Source organism: Pseudomonas sp. RIT411 (assembly GCF_003057735.2).
Taxonomy (GTDB): Bacteria; Pseudomonadota; Gammaproteobacteria; order Pseudomonadales; family Pseudomonadaceae; genus Chryseomonas; species Chryseomonas oryzihabitans.
Map to the genome: position 1 here is coordinate 59738 of NZ_QBIZ02000009.1, position 17904 is coordinate 77641.

Here is a 17904-nt window from a genome sequence, read left to right on the forward strand (position 1 = left end):
TTCGATCCAGCCCCCGCGCCCCTATAATATCGGCCCTTTCGCCCACCGATTTTCGCGGAGCAGGCTATGGCCGAACGCAAGGCAACCGTCGAGCGCAACACCCTGGAGACCCAGGTCAAGGTATCCCTGGATCTGGACGGCACGGGCGCAGCGCGCTTCGACACCGGGGTCCCCTTCCTCGAGCACATGCTCGACCAGATCGCCCGCCACGGGCTGATCGACCTCGATATCCACTGCCGCGGCGACCTGCACATCGACGACCACCACACGGTGGAAGACATCGGCATCACCCTCGGCCAGGCCTTCGCCAAGGCGGTCGGTGACAAGAAGGGCATCCAGCGCTATGGCCATGCCTATGTGCCCCTGGACGAAGCCCTGTCGCGGGTGGTCATCGACTTCTCCGGCCGGCCCGGGCTGCACTGGAACGTGCCCTTCACCCGCGCCACCGTGGGCCGCATGGACGTCGATTTGTTCCTCGAATTCTTCCAGGGTTTCACCAATCACGCCCAGGTGACCCTGCACGTCGACAACCTGCGCGGCGTCAACAGCCACCACCAGATCGAGACGGTGTTCAAGGCCTTTGGCCGCGCCCTGCGCATGGCCCTTGCCGAAGACCCGCGCATGGCCGGCGTCATGCCCTCCACCAAGGGGTGCCTGTGATGCAGACGGTAGCCGTCATCGACTATGGCATGGGCAACCTGCACTCCGTGGCCAAGGCCCTGGAGCATGCCGGTAGCCACCAGGTACTGGTGACCGGCGATCCCGCGGTGATCCGCGAGGCGGACCGCATCGTCCTGCCCGGCGTCGGCGCCATCCGCGACTGCATGGCCGAGATCCGCCGCCAGGGCATCGATGAGCTGGTCCGTGAAGTCAGCCAGGACCGCCCCTTCCTCGGCGTCTGCGTCGGCATGCAGGCGCTGATGCAGCGCAGCGAAGAGAACGGCGGCGTGGATTGCATTGGCCTGTTCCCCGGCGCCGTACGGCGTTTCCCGGGCGGCATGCAGGAAGAGGGCGAGAGCCTCAAGGTGCCGCACATGGGCTGGAACGAGGTCAGCCATGTGCTCGACCATCCGCTCTGGCACGGCATCCCCGATCGCGCCCGCTTCTATTTCGTGCACAGCTTCTATGTCGAGGCCGGCAATCCGCGCCAGGTGGTCGGGCGCGGCCACTATGGCCTGGATTTCGCCGCGGCGCTGGCCGACGGCTCGCGCTTCGCCACCCAGTTCCACCCCGAGAAGAGCGCCGACTGCGGCCTGCAGCTCTATGCCAACTTCCTCGCCTGGGACGGCCGCTGGTAATGGCGCGCAAGCCGCCCGCGCCGCTGGTGACGCTCGAACCCGAGCAGAGCCAGCGCCTGGTCACGGCCTTGCAGACCCTGCTGGACGACCGCTTCGAGGTCTGCCTGGGGCGGTTCGAAGTCGAGGAACTGCTGGATTTCTTCGCCCGCGAGTGCGGGCCGCTGTACTACAACAAGGCGGTTGCCGACGTGCAGACCCTGCTCAGGGAGCGTGTCGACAGCCTGGAAAGCGACATCTGGGCGCTGGAAAAGCCCTAGATCGCCCTCACCCCCGAGCCAAGGTATTGCCATGCTGATCATCCCCGCCATCGACCTCAAGGACGGTGCCTGCGTCCGCCTGCGCCAGGGGCGCATGGAAGATTCCACCGTGTTCTCCGACGATCCCGTGGCCATGGCCGCCCAGTGGGTCGACGGTGGCTGCCGCCGGCTGCACCTGGTGGATCTCAACGGCGCCTTCGAAGGCCAGCCGGTCAATGGCGAGGTGGTGACCGCCATCGCCAAGCGCTATCCTGGCCTGCCGATCCAGATCGGCGGCGGCATCCGCTCGCTGGAGACCATCGAGCACTATGTCCGCGCCGGCGTCAGCTACGTGATCATCGGCACCAAGGCGGTCAAGCAGCCGGAATTCGTCGCTGAAGCCTGCCGCGCCTTCCCCGGCAAGGTCATCGTCGGCCTGGACGCCAAGGACGGCTTCGTCGCCACCGACGGCTGGGCCGAGGTCAGCGAATTGCAGGTCACCGACCTGGCCCGCCGCTTCGAAGCCGACGGCGTCAGCGCCATCGTCTACACCGACATCGCCCGCGACGGCATGATGCAGGGCTGCAACGTGCCGGCCACCCGGGCCCTGGCCGAAGCCACCAGCATCCCGGTGATCGCCTCCGGCGGCATCCACAACCTGGGTGACATCCAGAACCTGCTCGACGCCCGCAGCCCGGGCATCATCGGCGCCATCACCGGTCGGGCGATCTACGAGGGCACCCTCGACGTCGCCGAGGCCCAGGCGCTGTGCGATAACTTCAAGGTCTGAGGGCGCGGCGGTGATCGAATGCTCTTCGCTCGATGAGGTCCGCACGGCGATCGACGATCTCGATCAGCAGATCGTTCAGCTGCTGGCGGCCCGTGGCGCCTATGTCAGCCAGGCCGCGCGCTTCAAGAAGGACGATGACGCCGTGCGTGCGCCACAACGCGTCGAGCAGGTCATCGCCAAGGTCAAGGCGCTGGCTGCCGAAGCAGGCGCATCGCCTGTGGTGGTCGAGCAGGTCTATCGGGCAATGATCGCCGCATTCATCGAGGCTGAGCTGGCGGAGCACGCCACCTTGCAACGTACCTGACTTCGTTTTCTGGAGAGCAACATGGCGCTGGCGAAACGCATCATCCCCTGCCTGGACGTGGACAATGGCCGCGTGGTCAAGGGCGTCAAGTTCGAGAACATCCGCGATGCCGGTGATCCGGTGGAGATCGCCCGCCGCTACAACGAGCAGGGCGCCGACGAGATCACCTTTCTCGACATCACCGCCAGCCACCAGGGTCGTGATACCACCCTGCACACCGTGGAGCGCATGGCCAGCCAGGTGTTCATCCCGCTGACCGTGGGCGGCGGCGTGCGCACCGTGCAGGACATCCGCAACCTGCTCAATGCCGGCGCCGACAAGGTGTCGATCAACACCGCGGCGGTCTTCACCCCGGAATTCGTCGGTGAAGCCGCGGCGCGCTTCGGTTCCCAGTGCATCGTGGTGGCCATCGACGCCAAGCGCGTCAGCGGCCCGGGCGAGACGCCGCGCTGGGAGATCTTCACCCATGGCGGACGCAAGCCCACCGGCCTCGACGCCGTGGCCTGGGCGCAGAAGATGGAAGGCCTGGGCGCCGGCGAGATACTGCTCACCAGCATGGACCAGGACGGCATGAAGAACGGCTTCGACCTGGGCGTGACCCGCGCCGTCAGCGAGGCGGTGGGCATCCCGGTGATCGCCTCCGGCGGCGTCGGCAATCTGCAGCACCTGGCCGACGGCATCCTCGAAGGCAAGGCCTCTGCGGTGCTGGCGGCGAGCATCTTCCATTTCGGCGAATGCACCATTCCCGAGGCTAAACGGTACCTGGCCGAAAAAGGGATTGTGATACGCTCCACAAAATCTTAAGCACCGGCGGTGCCGGCAGGGAGAGGGGCGTGCGCAAGGGAATCTGGGCCTGCTTGGCCGGTTTGCTGCTGGTATCGACGACTGCGGTCAGGGCGGAGCTACCGGCGGGTTATCAGCTGACGCTGCTGACGGAAAACTTCCCGCCCTACAACTTCTCCGTGGATGGCAAGAACTTCGCTCGCGAGGGCGAGCTCAAGGGCATCGCCGTCGACATGGTCCGCGAGATGTGCCAGCGCGCCGGCATCTCCTACAACCTCACCCTGAGATTTCCCTGGGAGCGGATCTACGGCATGGCCCTGGATCAGCCCGACCATGGGGTCTTCGTCACCGCCCGGCTGCCCGAGCGCGAGGGGCTGTTCAAGTGGGTCGGCCCCATCGGTCCGGACGACTGGGTGCTGCTTGGGCGCGCCGACAGCCACCTGCAGCTGCGCAGCCTGGACGACGTCCGCAAGCAGCAGCTCAAGATCGGCGCCTACAAGGGTGACGCCATCGCCGAGAGTCTCGCCCAGCAGGGCTTCCAGCCGGATCTCGCGCTGCGCGATCAGGAAAACGTACAGCGCCTGGTCAAGGGACAGATCGATGTCTGGGCCACCGGTGACCCCGCCGGCCGCTACCTGGCCCGCCAGGAAGACGTGACCGGACTCAAGATGCTGCTGCGCTTCAACAGCGGCGAGCTGTTCCTGGCGCTGAACAAGCAGACCCCCGACGAGGTGGTACAGAAGCTGCAAAAGGCCCTCGACGAGATGCGCCAGAGCGGCGCGGTTCAGACCATCTTCAATCGTTATCTGTGATCCCGGCGGGCCGAGCGATCGGCGCGGACGGTCGCCTGAGGAGAGAGCTATGCGCAAGTCCTGGTTGGCCATCGCCGCCGTACTGTTGAGTTGCACCCTGGGCCTGGGGACGGCCCGGGCGGAATTGCCAGCGGGCTATCGCGTGGTGCTGCTGACCGAGAACTTCCCGCCCTTCAACATGGCGGTGGACGACAAGAACTTCGCGCGTGACGATGCCATCGACGGCATCAGCGCCGATCTGGTGCGCGAAATGTTCAAGCGCGCCGGGATCGACTACAACCTCTCGCTGCGCTTTCCCTGGGATCGCATCTACAACCTGACCCTGGAAAGCCCCAACTACGCACTGTTCTCCGTGTCGCGCACCGAATCGAGGCTGCCGCTGTTCAAGTGGGTCGGGCCGCTGGGCAAGACCCGCAAGGTGTTCATGGCGCTGTCCGGCAGCACCCTCAAGGTGCCGGACCTGGCCACGGCGGCCCGGCTGCGCGTCGGTGCCTACAAGAATTCCGCGGTGAGCCTGATGATCCAGGAGAAGGGCATCGTTCCCATCGATGCCCTGCGTGATCAGGAGAACATCGCCAAGTTGCAGAAGGGCGAGATTGACGTCTGGGCCACCACCGACGTGGTCGCCCGCTACCTGGCCAAGCAGCAGGGCGTCAGCAATCTGCAGACCCTGCTCAGCTTCCAGGAATCCGACCTCTACCTGGCCTTGAACAAGGACACCCCCGACGAGGTGGTGACCCGCCTGCAGCAGGCCCTGGATGCCATGCGCCAGGAAGGTCTGGTCGACAGCATCACCAACAACTATCTCTAGTGCGCCGCCCGGCGGTGGGCGTGGACGCCAGGGGCCAGGAATTCCGGATCGGCCAGGCGGCCAGACCGGGATCGACGCAGGACTGACGACCGCGGCGCAGCCAGCGGCAGTGAGCGCTGAATGTTGTAAAGGAATATTCGACGAAACCTCGGAAATGCGGCCGTGCGTCGCCAGGGAGTTGCAATGCAAAAGCTGTGGTTGCGTCTTGCAGGTGTGGTGTTGGGTTGCACCCTGGGTCTGACCCAGGCCCGGGCCGAGTTGCCGGATTACTACCAGGTCGTGCTCCTGACCGAGAATTATCCTCCCTTCAACATGTCGGTCGATGACAAGAACTTCGCCCGCGATGACGCCATCGATGGTATCGCCACCGATATCGTCCGCGAGATGTTCAAGCGGGCCGGCATCAAGTACAGCCTTTCGCTGCGCTTCCCCTGGGACCGCATCTATCGGCTGACCCAGGAGACGCCCAACTACGGCCTCTTCTCCGTGGCCTACACCGAGGCGCGCAAGGATCAGTTCAAATGGGTGGGCCCTTTCGGCCGCTCGAGCTGGACCCTGCAGGCGTTGCCTGGCAGCAAGCTGGACGTCAAGACGCTCAAGGACGCCGCCCGCTATCGCATCGGTACCTATCGCAACGATGTGATCAGCAAGACGCTGACCGCCCAGGGCATTCCGGTCATCGACGCCCTGCGCGATCAGGAGAACGTCGACAAACTGGTGAAAGGCCAGATCGACATCTGGGCTACCGCCGATCCTGTCGGCCGCTATCTCGCCAAGCAGCAGGGGGTGACCGGCTTGCAGACGCTGCTGCGCTTCAACGAGGTGGATCAGTATCTGGCGTTGAACAAGGACACCCCTGACGAGGTGGTAATACGCCTCAGGGCGGCGCTGGAGCAGATGCGCAAGGAAGGGGTGATCGACAGCATCACCAACAACTACCTCTGACGCCTGGAGGCCGCTCGCTAGCGATAGCGACCGGCGCGACCGTGCCCGGGCATGGCCTGGTTGGCCCGCAGGGCGATCATCTGCGGCAGGTCGATGACCTCCACGCCCTGGGCCTTGAGCAGCGGCAACTGCTGGGCCAGCACCGCCAGGGTCGCCGGGTGCGGATGGCCGATCAGCACCGCGCTGCCCTGGCGCTGGGCCAGGCGCACGCCTTCGGCCAGCTGGGCCGCCACCGCCGCCGGGGTGGCGTCGTTGTCGAGAAAGACATCGCGCGAGACGCTGGCCAGGCCGATCTTCTGGGCTTCCGCCGCGGCCACGGTGGCCGCGCTGGTGCGGCTGTCGAGAAACAGCAGGTGACGCTCCTGCAGGACCTGCATCAACTCGGCCATGGCGGGGCGGTCCGCGGTCATGCGACTGCCTTCATGATTGTTCACCCCATCCGCCTCGGGTACCCGTTCCAGCGCCCGGTCCAGGCGTTGCAGGCGCTCGGCCGAGGACATCTCCGGATGCCAGGCATAGGGACCGCCGGCCGGGTCCATGGGCAGGTGCAGCAGCACGGTGCGTCCGGCGCGGTGGGCCACGGTGGCCAGTTCGGCGGCGTAGCGGGTCTCGGGGATGATCGCCAGGACCACCGGCGCGGGCAGGGCCAGGACCTGCCGATCCCGCGCCGGATTCTGCCCGAGGTCGTCGATGACGATGGTCAGCTGCGCGGTGGCGGCCTGGGCGAGGGTGCCGACCAGGGCGAGCGCCCCGGCCAGTAGCCAGCGTCCCGCCCTCACGGGATATGGGTGACGTTGAGTCCCTTGAGCAGCGACAGCGCCTGGGAGAGCTGGAAGTCGTCATCCTGCGGCCGCGGACTCTGGTTGGGCGCCTTGCTGCCGGTGGGCCGATCGGCGCCGCCATTGCCATTGCCCAGGTGACCGGCCAGGTCCGCTTCGCGGAAGTATTCGTCGCTGCCGCTCTGCGGGGTGACCTTGGCCGGCGCCACAGCGATGTCCGGGGTGATGCCCTGGGCCTGGATGGAGCGCCCGCTCGGCGTGTAGTAGAGCGCCGTGGTGAGCTTGAGCGCGCGGTCGTTGTTGAGCGGCAGCACCGTCTGCACCGAACCCTTGCCGAAGCTGTCGGTGCCCATGAGGATGCCGCGCTTGGAATCCTGCAGGGCGCCGGCGACAATTTCCGCGGCCGAGGCGCTGCCGCCATTGATCAGCACCACCAGGGGCACCTTCTCGCTGGGATCGGCGGCATCGGCCGAGAAGCGCAGCTCGGAGTTGGGCAGGCGGCCCTTGGTGTAGACGATCAGACCGTGGGTCATGAAGGCATCCGCCACCTCGACCGCCGACTGCAGGACCCCGCCCGGGTTGTTTCTCAGGTCGAGGATCAGGCCCTTGAGCTTGCCCTTGTTCTCCTGACGCAGCTTGCCGAGCGCCTTGACCGTCTCTTCGCCGGTATTGACCTGGAACTGCGAGATGCGCAGCAGGCCGTAGCCGGATTCGAGCAGCTGGCTCTTGACGCTGTTGACCTTGATCACCGCCCGCGCCAGCTTGACGTCGAACGGCTGGCCGCCACCGCGGACGATGGTCAGCACGATGGGGCTGCCCGGCTTGCCGCGCATCTTGTCGACGGCTTCGTTGATGGCCTGGCCCTTGGTGGGCTGGCCGTCGATCTTGACGATCAGGTCGCCCGGTTGCAGGCGCGCCTTGGCCGCCGGGGTGTCGTCGATGGGCGAGACCACCTTGATGAAGCCGTTCTCCTGGCCGACTTCCAGGCCCAGGCCGCCGAATTCACCGCTGGTGGTTTCCTGCAGTTCGGCGAAGTCCTTGGGTTCCAGATAGGCGGAATGCGGATCCAGGTTGCTGAGCATGCCCTTGATGGCGTTCTCCAGCAGGACCTTGTCCGACACCGGCTCCACATAGGCGGCCTTGATGCGGTCGAACACCTCGGCGAAGGTGCGCAGCTCGTCCAGCGGCAGCGGAGCACTGGCCGGTGCCGCGGGCGCGGCGCCCGGTGCGACCGGCGTCACCGCAGCCGGCGTGCTCTGCGACGATTGCGCCTGGACGACTCCGACGCCGCTGAACAGCAGGGCGAGGACCAGGACGGTGGGACGAAAGCGATGCGGCATGTGCAGCTCCTAAACCGAGGTGTGTCGCACTATCCCTGAGCACGGCACCAGATGACCGGGTCCGTCGGGCGGCCCTGTTGGCGGATGGCGAAGTACAAGGCGGAGGCTTCCTGACCGCCGCTGGCGCCGACGGTCGCGATGGCATCCCCGGCCTTGACCACGTCACCCGCAGACTTGAGCAGGCTCTGATTATGTCCGTACAGGCTGAGATAGCCATTCCCATGATCGATGATAACCAGTTGGCCGGCGCCTCTTAGCCAGTCGGCGAAGACCACCCGGCCGTCGTGCACCGCCTTGACCCGGGTACCGGCTCCGGCTGCGATCAGGACACCGTCCCATTTCGCGCGGGGGTCGTCGCCGCGGGCACTGCCGAAACGCGCCACCAGACGGCCATCGACCGGCCAGGGCAGCTTGCCGCGGGCATTGGCGAAGGCGCCGCCATAGGCAGGTGCTGCACTAGACACCGCCAGTTCCGGGGCGTTCGAGGGGCGCGGGGCTTTCGGCTCGCTTTGCGCCTGGCGCCGTGCCGCTTCCCGTGCTTCGGCGGCGCGGGCTTCGGCCAGTTGCCGCTGACGGGCTTCCTCCGCTTCGCGGGCCTGGCGCGCGAGGGTTTCCTCGATGGTCTTGAGCACCTTGTTCAGCGCGGCCTGATCCTGCTCGCGGTTCTCGATCTCGCGACTCTTGTCGCGGTAGTCCGCGTTGATCTTGGCCAGCGCCGCCTGGCGCTCCTTGCGCACCTCGGCCAGCTCCGCCTGACGCTTTTCCAGGTCTTCGCGGCGGGCGACCAGGTCGCCCTGTTCCTGCTGGATGCCCTGTTCCACCTCGCGCAATTCGCGCAGGGTGTCGTTGAAGGTGGCGAGCTGATCCAGCCGGGTGCGATTCAGGTAGTTGTAGTAGGTGAGGGTACGGCTGACCTTTTCCGGATGCTCCTGATTGAGCAGCAGCTTGAGGTATTCCTGGCGGCCGCTCTGGTAGGCGGCCCGCACCTGCACGGCGATCAGCTGTTGTTGCTCAGCGCGAGACTGGTCGAGCTTCTTCTTGCGCCCGTCCAGCTCTTGCAGCTTTTTTTCGCCGTTCTCCAGCTGCTTCTGCAGCGAGTCGACCTGCTTTTCCAGCTCGCCCATCTGGGTCTCGGTGCCCTGCAACTGCTTCTGCACGCCGGACTTCTCGGCCTGCACCTGCTTGAGGACCTTCTGCATCTCCTGGATTTCCCGGCGGGTCTGCTCGATCTGCCGCTGGGTATCGGCGCGATCGTCGGCCAGGGCGGGAGCGAGAACGCTGGCAAGCAGGAGAAGGGCGAGAACACGGCGCATGCGAGGTCGTACGTTTCTAGGGCGAAGCGCCTAGTATGCCCGTCACATCCGGCAAAAAAAACGGCAAGGCACGCCGTTCAGCGTTCACGGCCCGACCAGGCGGCCAGGCTGCGAACGAGGGGGCATTTCCGTTTCAGTAGCCGACGGTGAAGCGGGTACGGTGATGAACGGGACGTTCGACCTCGTCGAGCAGGGCCACGGCGAAGTCTTCGTAGGAGATGTGGCTGTCCCCGGCCGCATCGAACAGCAGGGTATCGTCGCCCAGGCGGAAGCGGCCCGTGCGGGTGCCCGGGGCGAAGACCATCTGCGGACTGACGAAGACCCAGTCGAGGTCGCTGACCCCGCGCAGGGCGTCCAGGGTAGCGATACCGGCCCCGGCTTCGCTGCGGTATTCCGCGGGAAAGGCCGGCGCATCGAACAGTCGCGAGCCGTCCGGCAGCTTCAGGCTGGCGGCGCCGCCAACGATCAGCAGGCGCGGGATGCCAGTGGCTCTGGCGAAGTCGATCAGCGTATCCGGTGCGATGTCGGCGAATCTCAGGCTGCTGACCAGCACGTCATGGCCGGACAGCGCCTTGGCCGCCTGCGGATCCTTGGCGTCGCCGGCAACCACGTTCAGGTCGGCACGGGACGCCAGGCGCGCGGGTTCCCGCACCAGGGCGGTGACCCGGTGGCCGCGGGAGAGGGCTTCGTCGAGCAGACGGCTGCCGACGTTGCCGGTGGCGCCGAGTAGGGCGATGGAAGTCATGGCTGGATTCCTCGGAAATGAAGGGAAGCCAAGCCTAGGCAGAGCGACGGAAGCCGCCAAGGAGGCAGTTCGGGATGAGCTGGTTACCTGCGGATAACCCGGGGGCGGCGAGGGTATGGCGCCATCGGGGGGCTGTGTATACTGGCCAGCATTTTTAGCCCTCCTTGGATAGTTCTTTCATTATGGAATTTCTCGGTCGGGTGGTCGAATTCGCCACCCATCATCCGCTGCTCGTCGCCGCCTTCCTCGCCATCGTCGCCCTGATGCTGTTCAACGAGACCCGTCGGGGCGGGCGCAGCCTGTCCACCGGCGAACTCACCAACCTGGTCAATCGCGAAGAGGGCGTGGTGCTCGACATCCGCCCGAGCAAGGACTTCGCCGCCGGGCATATCGTCGGCGCGTTGAACATCGCCCAGGAGAAAGTCGCCAGCAGCCTGTCTCTACTGGAGAAGCACAAGGCCAAGACCCTGATCGTGGTGGACAGCGCCGGCCAGCAGGCCGGCGCCGTGTGCGGCGATCTGCAGAAGGCCGGCTTCACCGCCGCCCGGCTGAACGGCGGCATCGCCACCTGGCGTGCAGAGAATCTGCCCCTGGTTAAGTGAACCCCTAGCGTGGCCGCCTCATCGGCCACTGGAGACCGCGCATGTCTGACGTCGTCATCTATACCAGTGCCTGGTGTCCCTATTGCCATCGTGCCAAGCACCTGCTCGATCGCAAGAACGTGGCCTACCGGGAAGTCTCCGTCGACGGCCAGCCGGCGCTGCGCAGCGAGATGGCTCGCAAGGCCGGTCGCACCAGCGTGCCGCAGATCTGGGTCGGCAGCACCCACGTCGGCGGTTGCGACGATCTCTATGCCCTAGACCGAAGCGGACGTCTCGATCCGCTGCTGTCCGCCTGACCAACACTCATCACTCAAGGCCCTACCATGACCGACCAAGCCAATGGCGCCCAGGAAGACGGCGCTCAGTTCTCCCTGCAACGCATCTACATCCGCGACCTGTCCTTCGAAGCGCCCAAGAGCCCCGAGATCTTCCGTCAGGACTGGCAGCCCAACGTCAACCTGGACCTGGCCACCCGCCAGAAGACCCTGGGCGACGACTTCCACGAAGTGGTGCTGACCCTGACCGTGACCGTCAAGAACAACGAAGAGACCGCCTTCATCGCCGAAGTGCAGCAGGGTGGCATCTTTCTGATCAAGGGCCTGGACGCCGCCTCCATGGCCCATGCCCTGGGCGCCTTCTGCCCCAACATCCTGTTCCCCTACGCCCGTGAAGCGCTGGACAACATGGTGGTGCGTGGCTCCTTCCCCGCGCTGATGCTGCAGCCGGTGAACTTCGACGCCCTCTACGCCCAGGAACTGGCGCGCATGCAGACCGCCGGCGAAGCCTGATCGGCGCCGCTGCGGTGACGAACGCCCCTTGCCAGGGGCGTTCTGCTATCCGGCCTTCAGCTTGCGACTGGCGCGCCAGAGATCGAAGCTGAACACGGCAAGGCCCGTCCAGATGCAGATGAAGGCGAACAGCCGCTCGCGGGGGAAGGGTTCGTCGTAGAGCCAGACCGCCTGGATCAGCACCAGGGTCGGCGCCAGGTACTGCAGGAAGCCCAGGGTCGAATAGGGCAGCTTGCGCGCCGCGGCGTTGAAGCACAGCAACGGGATCAGGGTGACCGGCCCGGCCAGCACGATCAGCAGGCCCAGCGAGGATTGCCAGGTCTCCGCCTGCAGACTCACCCCCGGGGTCAGCAGCGGCAGCGCGACCAGGGCGATCGGCACCAGCATCCAGCTCTCCACCACCATGCCCGGCAGCGCGGCTACCGGCGTCTGCCGCCGCACCAGGCCATAGAAGGCGAAAGTCAGCGCCAGCGCCAGGGAGACCCAAGGCAGTTGCCCCAGGGTCCACAATTGCTGGGCGACGCCCAGCACCGCCAGGCCCACGGCGATCCACTGCAGCGGCCGCAGGCGTTCACCGAGGATCACCAGGGCGAGCAGGATGTTGACCAGCGGATTGATGTAGTAGCCCAGGCTGGCCTCGACCACATGGGCGTTGTTGACCGCCCAGATGTAGACCAGCCAGTTGCAGGCCACCAGGGCGCCGGACAGCGCCAGCCAGAGCAGCCGTCGCGGGTGGGCGCGCAACTCCGCCCACCAGCCGCGATGGCGCCAGACCAGCAGCAGCAAGGCGCTGAACAGGGCGGACCAGAGGATGCGCTGGAACAGGATTTCGGTCGCCGGCAGGGCCGCCAGCAGCTTGAAGAACAGCGGAAACAAGCCCCACAGCCCATAGGCGGTGAGGCCCAGGGCATAACCCTGGCGCAAGGCAGACATGAGAGGTCCTTAGGCAGGCAACGTTCTTGTCCGGGCAGGATAGCCTAAGGGGCGGTGTAATGTGGGAGTGACGACAGCAAGCGTTTGCCTGCTGCGCCACTGCGCTATCGCGGCCATGGCGACCCGCCGATGCGGCCGCTCCTCCCGATACATCGCGCCTCTGTAGGAGCGGCCCATGGCCGCGATCAGTGCTGTAGCGTGAAAAACGACGCAGCCTTTTCCACTGAAGAGTTCATCGCACGGCTTACCCTCACCCCAGCCCTCTCCCGGAGGGAGAGGGGGTATCCGAGGCCATAGCGTGGAAAACGGCGCAGCCTTTTCCACTGAAGAGTTCATCGCACGGCTTACCCTCACCCCAGCCCTCTCCCGGAGGGAGAGGGGGGTATCCGGGCCTGTAGCGTGGAAAACGGCGCAGCCTTTTCCACTGCGTCGCAGCAAGCCTAGAACAGCCGCAATGGCGCCTCGTCCAGGGCGGCGCGTTGTTCGCGCAGGGTGAGGATCTGGTCGCCCCAGTAGCGTTCACTGCCGAACCAGGGAAAGCTCTTGGGAAAGGCCGGATCGTCCCAACGACGTGCCAGCCAGGCGCTGTAGTGCATCAGCCGCAGGGTGCGCAGCCCCTCGATCAGGGCCAGTTCGCGCGGCTGGAAGTCGTGGAATTCCTCGTAGCCGTCCATCAGCTCGGACAGCTGCGTCAGCCGCTCCTGGCGATCGCCGGCCAGCAGCATCCAGAGATCCTGCATGGCCGGACCGTGGCGGCAGTCGTCGAGGTCAACGATATGGTAGGCGTCATCGCGGCAGAGCAGGTTGCCCGGATGGCAGTCGCCGTGCAGGCGGATGACGTCGTAGCTGACGCCTTCGAAGAGTTCGTCGAGACGCAGCAGCAGGTCGCGCGCCACCGATTCATAGGCTGGCAGCAGGCTCTGGGGAATGAAGTTGCCGGTCAGCAGCGTGTCCAGCGAGGCATGGCCATAGCCCTGGACGTCCAGCGTCTCGCGGTGCTGGAAGGGGCGGCTGGCGCCCACCGCGTGCAGGCGACCCAGCAGCTGGCCGAGGCGATGCAGCTGATTGAGATCACCCGGCTCCGGCGCCCGGCCGCCGCGGCGGGGAAAGAGCGCGAAGCGAAAGCCGGCATGATTGAACAGCGTCTGGCCATCGCGCTGCAGGGGCGCGACCACCGGCACCTCGCGTTCTTCCAGTTCGGCAGAAAAGGCGTGCTCTTCCAGGATGGCCGCGTCGGTCCAGCGATCCGGGCGATAGAACTTGGCGATCAGCGGGGTCTCGCCTTCGATGCCGATCTGGTAGACGCGGTTCTCGTAGCTGTTGAGGGCCAGCACCCGGGCATCGCTGAGATAGCCCAGGCTTTCGATGGCGTCGATGACGAGGTCGGGACTCAGATTTTCGAACGGATGAGACATGGCGCGCTCCTCGGTCACGGGGGACGATGGCGATTGCCACCCTGCATCCGGGAGATGCTAGCGCATGCCCGAGCCCCATGGCGAAGGCTCGAGCGCTATCCGCTCGCCGGTCAGGCGCCGATCACACCACCGTCTTCGCGGCTGATGACCATTACCGAAGAGCGTGGCTGGCCGTTCGGCTGGGCCTCGGGAAAGGTCGAGCCGCCTTCCTCGCCCGGGTGCTGGATGCCGACGAACATCGTCTTGTAGTCCGGCGAAAAGGCCAGGCCGGTGACCTCGCAGCCGACCGGACCGACCAGGAAGCGGCGCATCTCGCCGCTGCGCGGATCGGCACAGAGCATCTGATTGTTGCCCATGCCCTCGTAATCGCCCTTGTTGCTGTACTTGCCGTCGGTGAGCACCCACAGCCGGCCGGCGGCGTCGAAGCCCAGGCCATCGGGACTGTTGAACATGTTCTCGGCGTTGATCTGCTGAGAGCCCGCTTCCGGCTTGCCCGGGTGCACCTTGGGATTGCCGGCGATGACGAAGAGGTCCCAGTCGAAGCTCAGGGCCGCGGCATCGTCACCGCTCTCGCGCCAGCGCACGATCTGGCCGTAGAGGTTGTTGGCGCGGGGATTGGGGCCGCCCACCGGCATGCCGTCCTCGCCGCGCTTGGTGTTGTTGGTCAGGGTGCAATAGACCTGGCCGTCCTTGGGGCTGACGGCGATCCACTCGGGTCTGTCCATGCGCGTGGCGCCGACCTGGGTGCCGGCCTGGCGGGCGTGGATGAGCACCTCGGCCTGGCTGGCGAAGCCGTTGGCGGCGGTCAGGCCGTTCTCGCCATGCACCAGCGGCAGCCACTGGCCGCGGCCCTTGGGGCGGTTCGGATCACGATCACCCTCGTCGAACCGGGCGACATAGAGGGTGCCGTGGTCGAGCAGGTCGCGATTGGCCTTGGGATCGTCCTGCAGGGGCTCGCGGCTGACGAACTTGTAGATGAATTCGCCGCGCTCGTCGTCGCCCATGTAGACCACCACGCGGCCATCGCGGGTGCGGGCGAGGGCGGCGTTCTCGTGCTTGAAGCGCCCCAGGGCGGTGCGCTTGACCGGCTTGGCCTGGGGATCGAAGGGATCGATCTCGGTGATCCAGCCGTGGCGATTGAGTTCGTTGGGATTCTGCGCCAGGTCGAAGCGGTCGTCGTGCAGGTGCCAGTCGTTCTCCACGCTGGCGTGCTTGACGCTGTAGCGCTTCTGGGCGGCGTCGAACTTCAGGTTGGCATCGCGACTGCCGAAGACGTCGGTGAAGTTCTCTTCGCAGGTCAGGTAGGTGTGCCAGGGGGTGGCGCCGCTGGAGCAATTCTGGAAGGTGCCCAGCACCTCGCGTCCGGCCGGATCGGCGGCGGTCTTGAGCAGGTCATGGCCGGCGGCCGGACCGCTGACGGCGATGGGCGTGTTGCCATGCACGCGGCGGTTATAGGGCGAGCCCTGGACGAAATGCCACTGGCCGTCCACGCGCTTCACCTCGATCACCGAGACGCCCTCGGCGGCCTGGGCCTTGCGGGTGTCTTCCAGGGACTTGGGCGGCGTGCCGTGGCTGAGCAGATAGCGGTAGTTGGTGTATTCGTTGTTGATCGCCATCAGCGCCCGATCCGGATCGTCCGTAAAGGGGTAGAAGGCCATGCCGTCATTGTTGTCGCCGAATTGTACCGCCTGGTCGGCGGCGCTCGGGCTGCCATCGGGACGAAAGGCCGGACCGTCGGCGTGCAGCGGCTGGCCCCAGCTGATGAGCACACTGGCGCGATAGCCGGGCGGCACCACCAGGGTGTCGGCGGTGGAGGCGGGGATGTTGGCGAAGCCGATCAGCGGATTGCCCGAGGCTTCGCTGACGGCGTCGGCCAGGGCGCTGCGACCGAGCAGGCCGCCGCCCAGGAACAGGGCGGCACCGGCCAGGGCGCCGGCACCGATGAAGCGCCGGCGGCTCAGTTGGACGAGGCGTTCGAGATCGGTCTGGTCGTTGTGCATGCTGATGGCTCCCTCACGGTGTGCAGGCGAGGCTAGTCAGACTAAATGACGGTTTGGTGACAGCGCTACTCGCCGGGTGGCGGCGTCCGCGCCAGGCAATAGACATCCACCCGCCGGGCGCCCGCGCGCTTGAGCAGGCGCGCCAGGCTGTCGGCGGTGGCGCCGGTGGTGAGGACGTCGTCCACCAGGGCCAGATGGCGACCCTCCAACCCGGCGTCCTGCACCAGGGCGAAGGCCTGCCGGAGATTGCGCCGCCGCTCGCTGGCGCTCAGGCCCTGCTGGCTGTGCTGCTCCTCCACTCGCTGCAACAGTCCGCCATCCACCGGTAGCTTCAAGGACTTGCCGAGCCAGCCGGCCAGCAGTGCGGCCTGGTTGAAGCCGCGCTGGCGCAGGCGCAGGGGCGAGAGAGGAACGGGCAGCAGGCACTCCGGGCGCGGCTGACCTTCGTCGAACAGGTGCTGCAGATGCCGCGCCAGCAGCGCCCCGGCCAGACGGCCGAGACTCCCGTGATCGCGGTGCTTGAATCTGTTGATCAGGGTGTCGACCGGAAAGGCATAGCGCCAGGGCGCCAGCACCTGGTCGAAGGCCGGCGGCTTGGCCAGGCAGCCGCCGCAGAACAGGCCGTCCACCGGCAGCGGCAGGGCGCAGCCCTGGCAATGGGGGCCGAGCCAGGGCAATTCGCTGTCGCAGCCTTCGCACAGGGGCAGTCCGGCCGGCAGCCAGGCGGCGCAGAGGGCGCAGCTGGTCCCGGGCCGCAGGCGTTGCCAGTGGCGCTTCAAGGCCTGGGAAAGGGGTGGGGTCATGACGGCGTCCGTGCCGAGCGAGAGCCCTACTGTGCCAGGCGGAGCGCCTGGCGACCAGTCAGCCGCGGATCAGCCAGCTCATCACCATCAGGCCGAGAATCAGCCAGATGACGCCGCCCACCACCGAGCGCGCCATGAAGGCGCGTACCGCGGCGTAGAGCAGCAGCAGGCCGATGGCCAGGACGACGAAGCTGATATAGGAGTCGTCCATGCCGATGGAGCGGGCCATGCCATGGAGAAAGTCGTGCACGGCGTCGGCGAGGCCGCCGAGCACCGAGCCGAACAGATCGATAATGAAACGGATGACCTGGCCGAGCGCGGCGCCGAGCCAGTCGAAGAAGCCTTCAGTACGCATGGATGTTTCCGGATCCTTGGCAATGTCCGTTGGAACCTGCGAAGCCCGCCGGGTTCGCTGGTGATCCGCGCTACACTGCGCGTTTTCCGCAGTGTCTCTCAAGTCCTTAGTGATGACCGCTACCGATTCCCTTCCGCTGATCCTGCTTCCCGGCCTGCTCTGCGACAGCCGTCTCTGGGCCGCTCAGGCCGCCGACCTGGCCGACGTCTGTCCGGTGCTCATTCCCGACCTCACCCGCGACCTGGGCATCCCTGCCCTGGCGCGCCGGGTGCTGGCCGAGGCGCCGCCGCGCTTCGCCCTGGGCGCCCTGTCCATGGGTGGCTACGTGGCCTTCGAGATCCTGCGCCAGGCGCCGGAACGGGTAGCGCGGCTGGCGCTGTTCGACACCATGGCCAGCCCGGATGCCCCGGAGCGCGCCGCGCAGCGCCGCGCCATGCTCGAACTGGCCGAGCGCGGGCGTTTCCTCGGTATCAGTCCGCAACTCTTGCCGCGGCTGATCCACGCCTCGCGCCTGGGCACGCCGGTGGCCGATACCGTGCTGGCCATGGGCAAGGCGGTGGGCAAGGAGGCCTTCCTGCGCCAGCAGCAGTCGATCATCGACCGCCCCGACTCACGCCCGACCCTGGCAGGGATCCGCATCCCGACCCTGATCGTGGTGGGCGCCCAGGACCAGCTGACCCCGCCGGCCGAAGCCGAGCTGATGCACGCCGGCATCCAGGATTCGCGCCTGGTGGTGCTGGACGACTGCGGTCACCTGCCGCCGCTGGAACTGCCGGAGCGCACCTCGGCGCTGCTGCGGGAATGGCTGGCCTGACCCCTCGTCGCGGGCGCTGAACCCGGGCACCAGGCCGG

General features: G+C 66.6%; 22 protein-coding genes. 13 read left to right on the forward strand and 9 right to left on the reverse strand.

Annotated elements, in window-relative coordinates:
* Positions 1-66: 66 nt before the first annotated feature.
* From hisB to DBY63_RS14435, 9 genes are all read left to right on the forward strand, one after another.
* The gene (gene hisB / locus DBY63_RS14395; RefSeq protein ID WP_007159790.1) at positions 67-660 is read left to right on the forward strand and encodes an imidazoleglycerol-phosphate dehydratase HisB; all 594 of its coding nucleotides are present in this window, start codon (positions 67-69) and stop codon (positions 658-660) included.
* Positions 660-1298 carry an imidazole glycerol phosphate synthase subunit HisH gene (gene hisH / locus DBY63_RS14400; protein ID WP_027600692.1) on the forward strand — a complete coding sequence of 213 codons (639 nt, stop codon included), beginning with the start codon at positions 660-662 and terminating at the stop codon, positions 1296-1298. The genes hisB and hisH overlap by 1 nt, the downstream gene beginning before the upstream one ends.
* The gene (locus tag DBY63_RS14405) at positions 1298-1555 is read left to right on the forward strand and encodes a DUF2164 domain-containing protein (RefSeq protein ID WP_027597480.1); all 258 of its coding nucleotides are present in this window, start codon (positions 1298-1300) and stop codon (positions 1553-1555) included. Before hisH ends, DBY63_RS14405 begins: the two co-directional genes overlap by 1 nt.
* A gap of 31 nt (positions 1556-1586) precedes the next feature.
* Positions 1587-2324, forward strand: coding sequence for a 1-(5-phosphoribosyl)-5-[(5-phosphoribosylamino)methylideneamino]imidazole-4-carboxamide isomerase (gene hisA / locus DBY63_RS14410; RefSeq protein WP_027597481.1), 738 nt, complete (start codon positions 1587-1589; stop codon positions 2322-2324).
* A gap of 10 nt (positions 2325-2334) precedes the next feature.
* Complete coding sequence (locus tag DBY63_RS14415; RefSeq protein WP_074584157.1) at positions 2335-2628, forward strand: chorismate mutase; 294 nt, start codon at positions 2335-2337, stop codon at positions 2626-2628.
* 21 nt (positions 2629-2649) lie between these two features.
* Entirely contained in the window at positions 2650-3432 is a 783-nt protein-coding gene (hisF, locus tag DBY63_RS14420; protein WP_007159785.1) for an imidazole glycerol phosphate synthase subunit HisF, read from the forward strand.
* A gap of 29 nt (positions 3433-3461) precedes the next feature.
* Positions 3462-4223 (forward strand): ABC transporter substrate-binding protein, encoded by a 762-nt coding sequence (locus DBY63_RS14425; protein WP_027600694.1) that lies wholly within the window; start codon positions 3462-3464, stop codon positions 4221-4223.
* 49 nt (positions 4224-4272) lie between these two features.
* The gene (locus DBY63_RS14430) at positions 4273-5034 is read left to right on the forward strand and encodes a transporter substrate-binding domain-containing protein (RefSeq protein WP_027597483.1); all 762 of its coding nucleotides are present in this window, start codon (positions 4273-4275) and stop codon (positions 5032-5034) included.
* Positions 5035-5217: 183 nt separating this feature from the next.
* Complete coding sequence (locus tag DBY63_RS14435) at positions 5218-5979, forward strand: ABC transporter substrate-binding protein (RefSeq protein WP_027597484.1); 762 nt, start codon at positions 5218-5220, stop codon at positions 5977-5979.
* 17 nt (positions 5980-5996) lie between these two features.
* Here the strand turns inward: DBY63_RS14435 and DBY63_RS14440 are convergent, their stop codons facing one another.
* The 4 genes from DBY63_RS14440 to DBY63_RS14455 form a co-directional block, all read right to left on the reverse strand.
* Positions 5997-6758 carry a divergent polysaccharide deacetylase family protein gene (locus DBY63_RS14440; protein WP_027597485.1) on the reverse strand — a complete coding sequence of 254 codons (762 nt, stop codon included), beginning with the start codon at positions 6756-6758 and terminating at the stop codon, positions 5997-5999.
* Positions 6755-8098 (reverse strand): S41 family peptidase, encoded by a 1344-nt coding sequence (locus DBY63_RS14445; protein WP_108581607.1) that lies wholly within the window; start codon positions 8096-8098, stop codon positions 6755-6757. Before DBY63_RS14445 ends, DBY63_RS14440 begins: the two co-directional genes overlap by 4 nt.
* A 29-nt stretch (positions 8099-8127) precedes the next feature.
* Positions 8128-9411, reverse strand: a complete 1284-nt coding sequence (locus tag DBY63_RS14450; RefSeq protein ID WP_108581606.1) for a peptidoglycan DD-metalloendopeptidase family protein — start codon at positions 9409-9411, stop codon at positions 8128-8130.
* Positions 9412-9544: 133 nt separating this feature from the next.
* Positions 9545-10156 carry an NAD(P)-dependent oxidoreductase gene (locus DBY63_RS14455; protein WP_027600697.1) on the reverse strand — a complete coding sequence of 204 codons (612 nt, stop codon included), beginning with the start codon at positions 10154-10156 and terminating at the stop codon, positions 9545-9547.
* A 182-nt stretch (positions 10157-10338) separates the two neighbouring features.
* On the opposite strand from DBY63_RS14455, the gene DBY63_RS14460 reads away from it, so the two are divergent.
* From DBY63_RS14460 to secB, 3 genes are read left to right on the forward strand one after another with little or no spacing between them, the layout of a single operon-like run.
* Positions 10339-10758, forward strand: a complete 420-nt coding sequence (locus tag DBY63_RS14460) for a rhodanese-like domain-containing protein (protein WP_007159777.1) — start codon at positions 10339-10341, stop codon at positions 10756-10758.
* A 41-nt stretch (positions 10759-10799) separates the two neighbouring features.
* Positions 10800-11054: a glutaredoxin 3 gene (gene grxC / locus DBY63_RS14465; protein WP_007159776.1), complete on the forward strand. Its 255-nt coding sequence runs from the start codon at positions 10800-10802 to the stop codon at positions 11052-11054.
* A gap of 27 nt (positions 11055-11081) precedes the next feature.
* On the forward strand, positions 11082-11546 hold the full coding sequence (secB, locus tag DBY63_RS14470; protein ID WP_007159775.1) for a protein-export chaperone SecB: 465 nt from the start codon (positions 11082-11084) through the stop codon (positions 11544-11546).
* Between the two features lie 45 nt (positions 11547-11591).
* On the opposite strand, the gene rarD is transcribed toward secB, so the two are convergent.
* The 5 genes from rarD to DBY63_RS14495 form a co-directional block, all read right to left on the reverse strand.
* The gene (rarD, locus tag DBY63_RS14475; RefSeq protein WP_042134534.1) at positions 11592-12479 is read right to left on the reverse strand and encodes an EamA family transporter RarD; all 888 of its coding nucleotides are present in this window, start codon (positions 12477-12479) and stop codon (positions 11592-11594) included.
* Positions 12480-12919: 440 nt separating this feature from the next.
* The gene (locus tag DBY63_RS14480; protein ID WP_027597490.1) at positions 12920-13894 is read right to left on the reverse strand and encodes a serine/threonine protein kinase; all 975 of its coding nucleotides are present in this window, start codon (positions 13892-13894) and stop codon (positions 12920-12922) included.
* Positions 13895-14004: 110 nt separating this feature from the next.
* Positions 14005-15894, reverse strand: coding sequence for a PhoX family phosphatase (locus DBY63_RS14485; RefSeq protein WP_108581605.1), 1890 nt, complete (start codon positions 15892-15894; stop codon positions 14005-14007).
* A gap of 65 nt (positions 15895-15959) precedes the next feature.
* Positions 15960-16697: a ComF family protein gene (locus tag DBY63_RS14490; RefSeq protein WP_177411455.1), complete on the reverse strand. Its 738-nt coding sequence runs from the start codon at positions 16695-16697 to the stop codon at positions 15960-15962.
* A gap of 58 nt (positions 16698-16755) precedes the next feature.
* Complete coding sequence (locus DBY63_RS14495) at positions 16756-17052, reverse strand: hypothetical protein (RefSeq protein WP_007159771.1); 297 nt, start codon at positions 17050-17052, stop codon at positions 16756-16758.
* A gap of 112 nt (positions 17053-17164) precedes the next feature.
* On the opposite strand from DBY63_RS14495, the gene DBY63_RS14500 reads away from it, so the two are divergent.
* Entirely contained in the window at positions 17165-17866 is a 702-nt protein-coding gene (locus DBY63_RS14500; RefSeq protein ID WP_108581604.1) for an alpha/beta fold hydrolase, read from the forward strand.
* The last annotated feature ends 38 nt before the right edge of the window (positions 17867-17904 follow it).